This window comes from Leisingera thetidis (genome assembly GCF_025857195.1).
GTDB classification, from domain to species: Bacteria; Pseudomonadota; Alphaproteobacteria; order Rhodobacterales; family Rhodobacteraceae; genus Leisingera; species Leisingera thetidis.
The window spans coordinates 430,686-443,343 of the sequence record NZ_CP109787.1 but is presented as its reverse complement, the minus strand read 5'-3'; the positions used below and the strand labels follow the sequence as shown (position 1 = coordinate 443,343).

The 12,658-nt window shown below is 66.0% G+C and carries 10 protein-coding genes; 7 read left to right on the top strand and 3 right to left on the bottom strand.

The window, feature by feature from the left end; genetic code table 11:
- Window positions 1-54: 54 nt before the first annotated feature.
- The gene (locus tag OKQ63_RS02185; protein ID WP_264212340.1) at window positions 55-435 is read left to right on the top strand and encodes a winged helix-turn-helix transcriptional regulator; all 381 of its coding nucleotides are present in this window, start codon (window positions 55-57) and stop codon (window positions 433-435) included.
- A 39-nt stretch (window positions 436-474) separates the two neighbouring features.
- Here the strand turns inward: OKQ63_RS02185 and OKQ63_RS02180 are convergent, their stop codons facing one another.
- Window positions 475-1,338 (bottom strand): LysR family transcriptional regulator, encoded by an 864-nt coding sequence (locus OKQ63_RS02180; protein ID WP_264212339.1) that lies wholly within the window; start codon window positions 1,336-1,338, stop codon window positions 475-477.
- 126 nt (window positions 1,339-1,464) lie between these two features.
- Between OKQ63_RS02180 and OKQ63_RS02175 the strand changes: the two genes are divergently transcribed.
- The gene (locus OKQ63_RS02175; RefSeq protein WP_264212338.1) at window positions 1,465-2,943 is read left to right on the top strand and encodes a sulfatase-like hydrolase/transferase; all 1,479 of its coding nucleotides are present in this window, start codon (window positions 1,465-1,467) and stop codon (window positions 2,941-2,943) included.
- A gap of 230 nt (window positions 2,944-3,173) precedes the next feature.
- Here OKQ63_RS02175 and OKQ63_RS02170 read toward each other — a convergent pair whose 3' ends face one another.
- Both OKQ63_RS02170 and OKQ63_RS02165 read right to left on the bottom strand, forming a co-directional pair.
- A complete protein-coding gene (locus OKQ63_RS02170) occupies window positions 3,174-6,371 on the bottom strand; it encodes a 2Fe-2S iron-sulfur cluster-binding protein (RefSeq protein ID WP_264212337.1) in 3,198 nt (1,065 codons plus the stop codon).
- 17 nt (window positions 6,372-6,388) lie between these two features.
- Window positions 6,389-6,841, bottom strand: coding sequence for a MarR family winged helix-turn-helix transcriptional regulator (locus OKQ63_RS02165; RefSeq protein WP_264212336.1), 453 nt, complete (start codon window positions 6,839-6,841; stop codon window positions 6,389-6,391).
- A gap of 234 nt (window positions 6,842-7,075) precedes the next feature.
- Here OKQ63_RS02165 and OKQ63_RS02160 point away from each other — a divergent pair, with 234 nt between their 5' ends.
- From OKQ63_RS02160 to ccoN, 5 genes are all read left to right on the top strand, one after another.
- Complete coding sequence (locus tag OKQ63_RS02160; protein ID WP_264212335.1) at window positions 7,076-9,364, top strand: arginine/lysine/ornithine decarboxylase; 2,289 nt, start codon at window positions 7,076-7,078, stop codon at window positions 9,362-9,364.
- Window positions 9,365-9,500: 136 nt separating this feature from the next.
- Entirely contained in the window at window positions 9,501-9,920 is a 420-nt protein-coding gene (locus OKQ63_RS02155) for a group III truncated hemoglobin (protein WP_264212334.1), read from the top strand.
- 97 nt (window positions 9,921-10,017) lie between these two features.
- Window positions 10,018-10,755 carry a DUF2189 domain-containing protein gene (locus OKQ63_RS02150; RefSeq protein WP_264212333.1) on the top strand — a complete coding sequence of 246 codons (738 nt, stop codon included), beginning with the start codon at window positions 10,018-10,020 and terminating at the stop codon, window positions 10,753-10,755.
- Window positions 10,756-11,046, top strand: a complete 291-nt coding sequence (locus OKQ63_RS02145) for a TehB-like domain-containing protein (protein WP_264212332.1) — start codon at window positions 10,756-10,758, stop codon at window positions 11,044-11,046.
- Window positions 11,036-12,658, top strand: coding sequence for a cytochrome-c oxidase, cbb3-type subunit I (gene ccoN, locus OKQ63_RS02140; RefSeq protein ID WP_264212331.1), 1,623 nt, complete (start codon window positions 11,036-11,038; stop codon window positions 12,656-12,658). The genes OKQ63_RS02145 and ccoN overlap by 11 nt, the downstream gene beginning before the upstream one ends.

The following is a 12,658-nucleotide window of genomic DNA, read 5'->3' as shown; positions in this document are numbered from 1 at the left end:
GAAGGGGCGCAAGAAGGCACAGGTCTGAGCCCCGGTAACACGGAAGGAACCGCCATGGCAGACGCCGCCAAATGCCCGGACTGCAGCCGCATAAACGAGGTGCTGTCGCGGGTCGGGGACCGCTGGAGCGTGCTGGTGGTGATCTCGCTGGCGCAATACGGGGTGCTGCGGTTCAACGAGCTGAAGCGGAATTTGGGGATTTCCCAGCGGATGCTGAGCCTGACCCTGCGCAGCCTGGAGCGTGACGGGCTGGTCAGCCGCACCTATTACCCGACGATCCCGCCCAAGGTGGAATACGCGCTGACGCCGCTGGGGGAGTCGTTCCGCGAGCCGCTGCGCGCGCTGGGGCATTGGGCGCTGGAGCATCTGCCGGTGATCGATGCGGCGCGGGCGGAATATGACGCGGCCGCGGAGGCGGAGAAGAAAACCACCTGATAGTGCGGCTTGGCTATCAGCCGCCGGAGTCTGCCTTCCTTAGCCGGCTCCCTGCCCGGCCTGCGCCATCTCCCCGGCGATCCAGTCGCGGAAGGCTTCGGCGGCTGCGCTGGGGCTGTCTTTCAGTTGCATCCAGTAGGCACGCTTGGGGGACGTTATCCCGGCGGCGGCGGTGCAGAGCCGGCCGGCCTGCACATCTGCCTGCACCAGGAACGAAGGGCTCAGCGTCCAGCCGGCACCGGCGGCGGCCAGGCTTACCGCCGCGTGCACACTGTCCACTTCGATGTCCTGACGGACCGTGCGGCCTGCAAAATACGGCGTTTTGAGCCATTCCTCGAAAAGGCTCTCCTGGCCGCTGATGCGGATGACCGGCAGCGGCGCGTCCCCGGGGTCCTCGGGGCTGGCGGCGGCCCGGACCGCCACCAGCTGGCACCGCACGATCGCCCTGGCAGGCGCCGGCCGGACCGGGCCGCCAAGAAAAATCTCCGCATCCGGGCCGTAGCCGTGATGCTCCGGGCGCCACAGGGCGGTACGGACTTCCACCTGAATGGCGGGGTGGCCGGCCTGGAAGCGGGGCAGATTGGGAAACAGCCAGCGCAGCGCGAAACTGGCGTTCGACAGGATGCGCAGGCGGCTGCTCCGGGGCTGCCGGTAGCGTTTCAGGGCATTGCCGATCTGTTCCAGTCCGGGGGAAATGTCGCTGTAGAACCGGGCGCCGGCGGGGGTCAGCGAAACGCCGCGGGGCTCCCGGTTGAACAGCTGCAGCTTCAGCTGGGTTTCCAGCGCCTGCATCTGCTGGCTGAGCGCCGCTTGGGTCAGGCCCACCTCCTGCGCCGCAAGCGTCATGCTGCCCAGCCGTGCGACGGCTTCGAAGCTGTGCAGCCATTTCATCGGTGTCGCCATGCCGGGCCATAAATTTTCTTATTGGACGATAGGAAATTTATCTATTGGATTGCGGCGCGGATTTCCAGAACAGTATGCCCTGCAGCCCTGGCCATGGTGGTTCGGCCTGCCAAACGGGAGGTCAGCATGAACAGCGCTCAAACGGCACCGGTCAATTTCCTCATTATCGTCGCCGACGAGCACCGCAAGGATGCGATGGGATGCGCCGGCCATCCGATCGTGCGGACTCCGGCCCTGGATGCGCTGGCGGCGCGCGGCACCATGTTCACTTCGGCCTATACGCCGTCGCCGATGTGCGTGCCCGCGCGGGCGGCGCTGGCCAGCGGCGACTGGGTGCACAGGACCGGCCACTGGGACAGCGCGACGCCCTATGCCGGAAGCCCGCGCAGCTGGATGCATCAGCTGCGCGACGCAGGGCGCGAGGTGGTGTCGATCGGCAAGCTGCACTTCCGCTCGGGCGAGGAGGACAACGGGTTCAGCGAGGAGATCCTGCCGATGCATGTGGTTGGCGGTGTCGGCTGGGCGATCGGGCTCCTGCGGGAGAACCCGCCGCCCTATGACTCGGCGGCGGAACTGGCGGGCGATGTCGGCACAGGCTCCAGCACCTATACCGATTATGACCTGGCCATCACCCGGGCGGCAGAGGACTGGCTGGCGGACCCCAAGCGCCGGGACCGGCCCTGGGCAGCCTTCGTGTCGCTGGTCAGCCCGCACTACCCCCTCACCTGCCCCGAGGAATGGTACAGCCTGTACGACCCGGCAGAGATGGACCTGCCGGTGGGCTATGGCGAGGGGCTGCCGGACCATGCGGAGCTGCGCAATATCGCCGCCTTCTTCAACTACGATGACTATTTCGACGAACGGAAGATGCGCGAGGCCAAGGCCGCCTACTACGGGCTCACGTCCTTCATGGATCACTGCGCGGGGCGGGTGATCAAGGCGCTGGAGGCGGGCGGCCAGTTGGAGAACACGGTGATCCTGTATGTTTCGGATCACGGCGACATGATGGGGGACCAGGGGTTCTGGACCAAGCAGGTGATGTACGAGGCCAGCGCCGGCGTGCCGATGATCGCCGCCGGGCCGGGCATTCCGGCAGGGCAAAGAGTGGCGACCTGCACCAGCCTGACCGACATTGCCGCCACCGCGCGGGAGATCTGCGGCGCGGCAGACGGCACGGGGCTGCCGGGCGTGTCGCTGCGCCATATCGCCAGCGCCCCGTATGACGAGACCCGCACCGGGTTCAGCGAATACCACGACGGCGGCTCCAAAACCGGCGCCTTCATGGTGCGCTGGGGCAAATGGAAATACGTCCATTACGCCGGGCTGCAGCCACAGCTGTTCGATCTGGAAGCCGACCCGCACGAACAGGCGGACCGGGCGGCGGACGGTGTGGACGACCCGGAAACCAGGGCGGCGCTGGCAGAAGGCCTGCGCCGGCTGCATGCGATCTGCGATCCGGAGGCGGTCAATGCCCGTGCCTTTGCCGATCAGCGCCGCAGGATCGGGGAACTGGGCGGCGAGGAGGCCTGCCGCACCGCCTATGTGTTCAACCACACGCCGACCCCGGCGGAGCAGGACAAGATGCGCGAAGGATCGCCGCTGTAGGTCTTGCCGCCCGTTGGCCTGCCGCCGGGAGGGCAGCACAATGGCACTGCTGATCTGGAGGCCGCGCCGGGCCGCGGGATGGAGGGCAGCCCCGGCGCATCATGCTGGCGGCTTGTGCGGTTGCCGCAGTGCCGCGGGCCTTCGGCTGCGGGGCGTCTGCCCCGCGCGCAAAAGTTTTCATAAAACTTTTGGCAATTTTCTTAACTTAAGAAAATTGCACCGCCAGTTGCTCACAGGTCGATTTCCAGCACGCCCTCCGGTTCCAGCGCGCGGGACTGGCAGAGGATGATGGCGCCTTGGCGCTGCTTGTTCGACAGCACGAAGTCACGGTGATCCGCCTCCCCCGAGACCAGCCCGCATTTGCAGACACCGCAGATACCGTCGGAGCATTTCACGTCCACATGGATGCCGCTTTCCGCCAGCACGTCTGCCGCCGTCTTTTCTGCGGGCACCCGGATTTCCCGCCCCGATTTCGCCAGCTTCAGGGTGAAAGGATGGTTTTCATATTCGGGCTGCTCAGGAACCGAGAAATACTCCATGCGGCAGTTTTCCTCCGGGAAGCCGTTGGCCCGCGCGGTGTCCAGCACCGCCTGCATGTAGGCATCCGGACCGCAGGTGTAGACATGGCTGCCTTCCTGGTAGCGCAGCACCTCCTTCAGGTCCGCGCGGGTGCCCTGATCCGAGAAATGGAGATGCACTTTATCAGCCCACGGCACCCTTTTCAGATCCTCAAGAAACCCTGCGCCTGCCAATTCCGAGCATGAATAGCGGAACTCGAAATCGCGGCCCAAGGCGTGCAGGCGGTGGGCCATGGCGATCATCGGCGTCACCCCGATGCCGCCGCCCATCAGGTAGGATCTGGCGGCGTCCTCAACCAGCGGGAAATGGTTGACCGGTTTGGAGATGAACACCATCCGCCCCTCCTCGAAGATCCGGTGCAGGAGGCGCGAGCCGCCGCGGCCTGCGTCCTCGCGCAGCACCGCGATCTGGTATCTGGAGGTGTCGGCGGGATCGCCCGACAGCGAATACTGGCGGAAGTATTCCGGGGCCACCACCACGCCGATATGGGCGCCTGCGGCGGCGGGCGGCAGGGGCGATCCGTCCGGCATCGAGAATTCGTACTTTGTGACGGCGTCCGTCATGTGTTCGACCTTGGACAGGCGCACCCGCATCACCGGCGCGGAACCCTGATCTGCGGCATACACATGCTCCGGCGGCAGGCCCGCGGCGCGGCGGCGCTTGTGCTCGGCGGCGGGGATCATCGCCTGATAGGCCGCGATGCCCGCCTCGCGGTCCATCGGCGCAGGCCAGGCATAGGGCGGCGGTGCCAGCGGCGCCGGGTAGACCGCCAGGGTCTGATCCTCGTATTTCAGATCCAGATCCCTGGCCAGCTTGCGGGCGTTGACCGGATGCCGCGAGGGGGCATAGGGGCCGTCGTCCTCCATCTCCAGATCCCACCACCATTTCTTGGCCGCGTTCACCTCGCCGTTGCCCAGCGCGTCGTCGAGTTTGGCCAGAAGAGGCGCGCTGCCAGGGATGTTCATCGCGGCCCAGCGGAAGGGGGCTTCGGCAAACAGGCCTTCGAGGTTCCAGGGGCAGGTCTTCATGCAGCGGCCGCACATCGCGCCGCCCGGCACGGTGACCCGGTAGGTGGTGCATTTCTGGCTGTCGGATTTCCAGATCTCGTAGCCGTTGAACATCAGCTTCGGCCCGGCGGTGATGGCACCCGAGGGGCATTCACGGGCGCATTTGTTGCAGGCCTCGCAAAACCGCTGCAACCCGAAGTCCACGGGCTTGTCGTGGGTCATCGGCAAGCTGGTGGTGATGGCGCCGGATTTCAGGCGGGGGCCGAGGAAGGGGTTCAGGATCACCTCGCCAATGCGGGAGACCTCGCCGAGGCCTGACAGAAGCAGCAGCGGCGGCTGCAGCACCTCGCCGTCCATCACTGAATGGACGCGGGCGGTATAGCCGAGGTTGCGGACTTGCTGCGCGATGACCCCGCCCAGGAGCGAGAACCGCAGGTAGGCGCGCATCGACTGGGCACATGCGATCCAGTCGTCGCCGGAGGCGCCCTCCATCGTCTCGTGCCCCTGGTCGATGATGATGCTGATGGCGTTCTCGTGATAGGGATCCAGTTTTTCCCCCGCCGCATCATGCGAGTAATAGGCCCAGTCCGGGCAGCGCGAGATGCCGACCGCATCGCAGCCGAGGAAATAGGCCGCGGCCTTGATATTGGCGGCGTTGCGGGCGGCGTCGGCGGCGCCGGGGGCGGCCTGCGGCGCGGCTGCGCCGTCCTGCAGCAGCACGAAGGCCGCGAGCGAAGAGCGGAAGGCAAAGGCAGAGGAGGATTTGCGGACGTAGTTGCCGTTCTTTGCCGCCTCCTGCGGGGCTTTGCCGAGGTCGCCGAACAGGGCGCGGGCAAACATGTCGGCGCGTTTCGGAACGCGCGCGACGTTCACCTCGTCGATATAGGTGGTGGGATCCTCCACCCTTTTCAGGGTCTCGAACGGGTGCGGCCCGTCCCTGAACCGGCGCTTGGCATAAGGGTCGCGGGTGGCGGCGCTTTTGGCATGGGCGCCGAGCCCGTAGCGGTAGCCCGGCCCCGGTTTCTGCCCCGGAACCAGCGGCAGATCAGGCGCCAGTTCCAGCGTGGTGGTGACGGCGGCGATGCCGAAGCGGCTGCCGAGGAAGGGGTTCCTCAGCGCGCCGTTTTCCCACGCCGCCAGCCCGGCCTGCACCGCAAGCCCGCCCAGGTGCACGTCACTGGCCGCGCCGGTGTGGGCACGCGCGTCCCAGCCCAGCAGGCGGATGTAATTTGCCAGCGTCACCGCGGTTTCCGCCGCCCGCAGGCAGGCCCGCTGCGCCTGTGCGTCTGCCAGCCACCCGGTGCCGTCCTCCCCCGGTTCGGGATCACGGGGGAATTCGTAGACATAGACCAGCGCATGGGTGTGGTGGCGGCAGTCCGCGGGCGGGGCCTGCATCGTGTCGCGCAGGCCCGCCATCACCGCGTCGATGCCGGAGGCAAAGGTCTTGGCCTGTTTCCTGCGCAGGGTGTCCGCCAGCGCCGCCACGTCCGGATTGGCCAGCGGCGCGCCCAGCCAGGCGGCGGCGGGCACCGTGCAGGTTCCGGCCAGCGAGGCATCGCAGAAATAGCCGAACGCCTTCAGGTGATCGGCGCGGTCCTGCGGGCCGGCAGGGATGTCTGCCCGTTCCTGCTTTACCAGCCCGTCGCGGGTGGCATCCAGCATCGCCTGATAGTCGCGCATCGCGTTGACGATCGACAGTGGTGCGCCGGGCCGGCGGAAGCTGACCTGCGCCGGCGGCGGCACTGTGTCGAGGCCCGCAGCCTCGGCCTGCCGCGCCAGGGTCTCCATCGGGTACGGGCCCAGATGCACGGGCCGGTTGCGGTAGGAAAACAGTTTGCCCATGATCGGTTCCCGTCCTGTTACAGCTTGGCGACGATGCGCGGCTCGTCCTGCAGCAATTTGGCCGCGGCCTGGCGCAGCCCTGCCAGTTCGATCTCTGTCAGCTTGGCTTCGAAATGGGCCGCGTTCTCCTGCGCGATGGGCAGAACCGCCTGCAGGGCCGCCTGCCCCGCAGCGGTCAGCGCCACCCGGATCGAACGGCCGTCGCCCGTGCCGCTGCTGCGGGTGATCAGGCCCTGCGCCTCCATCTGGCGCAGGGCGCGCGAGGCGGCGGTTCTGTCGATGCCGATGAACGCCGCGATCTCCGACGGGGTGGCCAGCCCCTCCCGGCCCGCCGCCAGCAGCACGCACCAGGTGACCCGGGTCAGGCCGAATTCTGCGATCCGCTGCTCGAAGCGGCGTTCGATCACCCGGGCCAGCATGGTGATCCGGTAGCCGAGGGACTGGTGAAGGCGGAAGGGGTCATCTGTCATAATAATTGACACTGTCAACCAGTTGATTGACAGAGTCAACTATATTCACGTTCAGCCCGCCCGGCGGCGCAGCCGCGGTGATCCGGCGGCACGGGCAATCGCACACGGGGCCGGTGCAGGCCGCCCCTGCTGCATCCGCGCAGCAGAAAGCCGCCCTGATGCGCAGCGGGCGTTGGCATCGCCGCGGCCAATCTGTAATCTCCGAACGGGCTGGATGCCCGCTAGGAGAATTGCATGAAATTCCGCTTCCCCATTGTGATCATTGACGAAGACTTCCGATCCGAGAATATCTCCGGGTCCGGCATCCGCGCCATGGCGCAGGCCATCGAGGACGAGGGCTTCGAGGTGCTGGGTGTCACCAGTTATGGTGATCTGTCGCAGTTTGCGCAGCAGCAGTCCCGTGCCAGCGCCTTTGTCCTGTCGATCGACGACGAGGAGTTCACCCCCGGCCCGGACCTGGACCCGGCGGTGCTGAACCTGCGCGCGTTCATCGAGGAGGTGCGCTGGAAGAACGCCGATGTGCCGATCTACATCTACGGGGAAACCAAGACCAGCCGCCACCTGCCCAATGACATCCTGCGCGAGCTGCACGGCTTCATCCACATGTTCGAGGACACGCCGGAGTTCGTGGCCCGCCACATCATCCGCGAAGCGAAAAGCTATCTCGAGAGCATCCAGCCGCCGTTCTTCCGAAAGCTCCTGGACTATGCCGAGGACGGGTCCTATTCGTGGCATTGCCCGGGGCATTCCGGCGGCGTCGCGTTTCTGAAAAGTCCGGTGGGGCAGATGTACCACCAGTTCTACGGCGAAAACATGCTGCGGGCCGACGTCTGCAACGCGGTGGAGGAGCTGGGCCAGCTTCTGGATCACAACGGCGCCATCGGCGCCTCGGAGCGCAATGCGGCACGGATCTTCAATGCCGATCACTGTTTCTTTGTCACCAACGGCACCTCGACCTCCAACAAGATGGTCTGGCATCACACGGTGGCGCCGGGCGACGTGGTGGTGGTGGACCGCAACTGCCACAAGTCGATCCTGCATTCGATCATCATGACCGGCGCCATTCCGGTGTTCCTGAAGCCGACCCGCAACCACTGGGGCATCATCGGCCCGATCCCGCATTCGGAGTTCGAGATCGACAGCATCAAGGCCAAGATCCGCGCCAACCCGCTGCTGCAGGATACCGATGCCGAGGCGGTGAAACCGCGGATCATGACGCTGACCCAGTCGACCTATGACGGCGTTCTCTACAATACCGAAGCGATCAAGGGGCTGCTCGACGGCTATGCCGAGAACCTGCATTTCGACGAGGCCTGGCTGCCGCATGCCGCCTTTCATCCGTTCTACGGCAGCTACCACGCGATGGGCCGCAAGCGCGGCCGCACCAAGCATTCGGTGACCTATGCCACCCAGTCGATCCACAAGCTGCTGGCCGGGATCAGCCAGGCCAGCCATGTGCTGGTACAGGACAGCGAGGAGACCAAGCTGGACCGGCACCTGTTCAACGAGGCCTACCTGATGCACACCTCCACCAGCCCGCAGTATTCGATCATCGCCAGCTGCGATGTGGCGGCGGCGATGATGGAGCCGCCGGGCGGCACCGCGCTGGTCGAGGAAAGCATCATCGAGGCGCTGGATTTCCGCCGCGCCATGCGCAAGGTCGACGAGGAATACGGCGACGACGACTGGTGGTTCAAGGTCTGGGGGCCGGACGATCTGGCCGAGGAAGGCATCGGCAGCACCAAGGACTGGGTGCTGAAGAAGACCGACGCCGACGGCGTGCAGGCGGGCGGCGAGGACAGCTGGCACGGCTTCGGCGACATGGCGCCGGGCTTCAACATGCTGGATCCGATCAAGGCGACGATCATCACCCCCGGCCTGAACCTCGACGGCCGGTTCGAGGACTGGGGCATCCCCGCCTCGATCGTCACCAAGTACCTGGCCGAACACGGCGTGGTGGTGGAGAAGACCGGGCTTTACTCCTTCTTCATCATGTTCACCATCGGCATCACCAAGGGCCGCTGGAACACCCTGCTGACGGCGCTGCAGCAGTTCAAGGACGACTATGCGAGGAACCTGCCGATGTGGCGGGCGATGCCCGATTTCTGCGGAATGCAGCCGCGCTATGAGCAGATGGGCCTGCGCGACCTGTGCGCGCATGTGCATGCGCTCTATGCCGGCAGCAACGTCGCGCGGCTGTCGACCGAGATGTACCTGAGCGACCTGACCCCGGCGATGAAACCCAGCGAGGCGTTCAGCCACATCGCCCGGCGCACCACCCAGCGGGTGCCGATCGACGAGCTGGAAGGACGCATCACCACCAGCCTTGTGACCCCCTACCCGCCCGGCATTCCGCTCTTGATCCCGGGCGAAGTGTTCAACCGGAAGATCGTGGAATACCTCAAGTTCAACCGCGAATTCGGGCGCGAATGCCCGGGGTTCGAGACCGATATCCACGGTCTGGTGCAGGAAACCGGCCCCGATGGCGTGACGCATTTCTTCGCCGACTGCGTCGCGGAGTAACCCGCCCGGCGTCCCGGCCCCCCGCTGCGCGGCGCCCCGTGGCTGCGCAGCGCGGCGGCTGCCGCTCCAATAATAGGACTTGTAGATGCGTATTTTATTAAATATAGATTCCGCAGTCATGTTTGGAGTGGAACTGATGGCCCATGCCCCGCCGGAACGGCCCCGGAAATTTGACATCAGCACGGCAGAGATCCGCAGGCTGGTCGCCAGCTTTTATGCCCGGGTCCGTGCGGATGCGGTGCTGGGGCCGGTGTTTGATGCAGCGGTCGGCGACTGGGCGGCGCATGAGGAAAAGATCGCCGCCTTCTGGCGCGGGGCAATCCTGCGGGAGCCGGGTTATGACGGCAATCCGATGCAGATGCATCTTGCCAACGCAGATATCCGGCCGGAGCATTTCCCGGTCTGGCTGGCCCTGTTCCGCGACACCGCCGAGCGCGAGCTGGCACCGGAAACCGCGCGCGCCATCGCCGATCTGGCGGACCGCATCGGCAAGGGGCTGTCTTACGGCATCGAGACCTTCCGGCGCGGCGGCAGCCTGCCGCCGGTGCTGGCATGAGCCAAGCAGCACAATCCGGGGCCGGAACGCGGTATACTGCCCGGAGGGCGGCGGCCTTTGCCGCCGGGCCGGAACGCTGGAGCGAGGCACGACAGGCATGACGGATACGGTTTATTCCAAGGCCCGGATCATTGCAGAGCCCCCTGCCTCCGTTGTGCGGCGCTGGCTGGCGGCAGGCTGGGCCGACCTGCGGCGCAATCCCGGATATTCGCTGGGCTACGGCGCCGCGCTGGTGCTGCTGGGCTGGCTGACGGTCTGGCTGCTGGCCGCCAGCGGCATGGGCTGGATGCTGCTGCCGCTGCTGGCCGGCGGCGTGCTGGTCGGGCCGGTTGCGACGGTGGGGCTGTATTCTGTGGCCCGCGGGCGGCGCGAGGTGGCCTCGAAAACGCAGATCGCCCTGGTGGGCGCCATCCTGATGGTGTTTGCGCTGACCTGGATCCGGGCGGCGACGGTGCTGTTTGCCATCGTCTACGGGCTGCGCCCCTTTGCCGGCTTCGCTGACACGCTCCTGCTGATGGTCAGCACCCCGGCGGGCTGGATGCTGCTGGCGGCCGGGTCGCTCACCGGCGGGCTGTTTGCGGCGCTTGGGTTCGCGGTCTCGGCCTATTCGCTGCCGATGCTGGTGGAGCGCAGGATCGACGGGTTCTCCGCCATGGCGCTGAGCTTCAATGCCGCCACCCATAATTTCCGGCTGTCGGTCTGGTGGGGCGCCGCCATCACCATTCTGACCGCGCTTGGGGTGCTGACCGGCCTGCTGGGGCTGGCGGTGATCTTTCCGCTGCTCGGCTATGCGACCTGGCACGCCTACGCGGACCTGTTTCATGGAGAGAGTTGAATGACTGAGGCACTTCCCGAAGACGCCGTGCAGTACGCCACCTCGCGGTTTACCGACCGGACCCTGCCGGACGCGCTGCGCAAGGATCACCGCACCAAGGCGGGTGTATGGGGCCAGCTGGCGGTGCAAAGCGGGCAGCTGCTGCTGCGCCGCGACGGCCGGAAAGACGCGGTTGTGAAACCGGGTGAAACCGCCGTCTTTGCGCCGCAGGAGGCCCATTCGGTCGAGGCGCTTGGCGAAGCGGACTTCGAGGTCCGGTTCTACCGGCAGGAGGCCCCCGATGCTGCATAGAGTGAACATAGAAGCAGCCGTACTCCTCTGCGTGCTGTTTCTGGTCATGGCGGGCGGGCTTGCCATCCTCGGCTGGGGCGTGCCGCTGGGATATGTGCTGCATGGCTGGCTGATCGCCCTGGCCGCCGGCGGCGGCATCATGTGGATGCTGAACCGCCTCAGCGATGGCCCGGCGGAGGTGCCGCAGGCCTACAATGACAGGGTGATCCGCTTTGGCGTGATTGCGGCGCTGATCTGGGCCATCGCGGGCTTTGCCGCCGGCGACATCCTGGCCTGGCAGCTGGCCTTCCCGGCGCTGAACGGCGATATGTCCTGGTCCAATTTCGGGCGGCTGCGGCCGGTGCATACCTCGGGCGTGATCTTCGGCTTTGGCGGCAACGCGCTGATTGCCACCTCGTTTTACGTGGTGCAGCGGACCTCGCGGGCGCGGCTGGCCAGCGAGACCCTGCCCTGGCTGGTGTTCTGGGGCTACAACCTGTTCCTGACGGTGTCGGCCAGCGGCTATCTGCTGGGCATCACCCAGTCCAAGGAATACGCCGAGCCGGAATGGTATGCGGATCTGCTGCTGCTGGTGGTCTGGATCGGCTACCTGACGCTGTACCTCAGGACCCTGGCCCGGCGGGCGGAGCCGCATATCTATGTGGCCAACTGGTATTATCTGGCCTTCATCGTGGTGATTGCGATGCTGCACACGGTGAACAACCTGGCGGTGCCGGTCTCCATCGCCTACCCCAAGAGCTATGCGCTGTTTGCAGGCACCCAGGACGCGATGACGCAGTGGTGGTACGGCCATAATGCGGTGGGCTTCCTGCTGACCGCAGGGTTCCTGGGGATGCTTTACTACTTCCTGCCCAAGGCGGTGAACCGGCCGATCTATTCCTACCGGATGTCGATTGTCGGCTTCTGGGGGATCACCTTCCTGTATCTCTGGGCCGGGTCGCACCATCTGCATTACACCGCACTGCCGGATTGGGTGCAGTACCTGGGCATGACCATGTCGATCATCCTGCTGGTGCCCAGCTGGGCCTCGGTGTTCAACGGCATCCTGACCATCAACGGCGCCTGGGACAAGGTGCGCACCGACCCGGCGGTGCGGTTCATGATGGTGGCGGTCCTGTTTTACGGGCTGTCGACCTTCGAGGGGTCGTTCATGGCGATCCGCCCGGTCAATTCGCTGAGCCACTATACCGACTGGACCGTGGGCCATGTGCATGCCGGTGCTTTGGGCTGGGTTGCCTTCATCACCTTCGGCGCGATGTACAAGATGGTGCCCTGGGTCTGGAAACGCGACGGCGTCTATTCCCTCAGGCTGGAGGCCTGGCACTTCTGGCTCGCCCTGTCGGGAACGCTGATCTACGTCGGCGCGATGTGGAACAGCGGCATCACCCAGTCGCTGATGTGGCAGACCTATGATGCCGATGGCGCCTTTCTCTATTCCTTCCTCGACAGCGTGGTTGAGATGCACCCCTACTATGTGGCGCGCGCCGTGGGCGGGCTGCTGTATCTGATCGGAGCCTGCATCGGCGCCTACAACATCTGCATGACGGTGAGCGGGCCGCGGAAGGCCCGGAGCGGGCAAACCGGGCCATTGGCCCAGCAGCCGGCGGAGTAA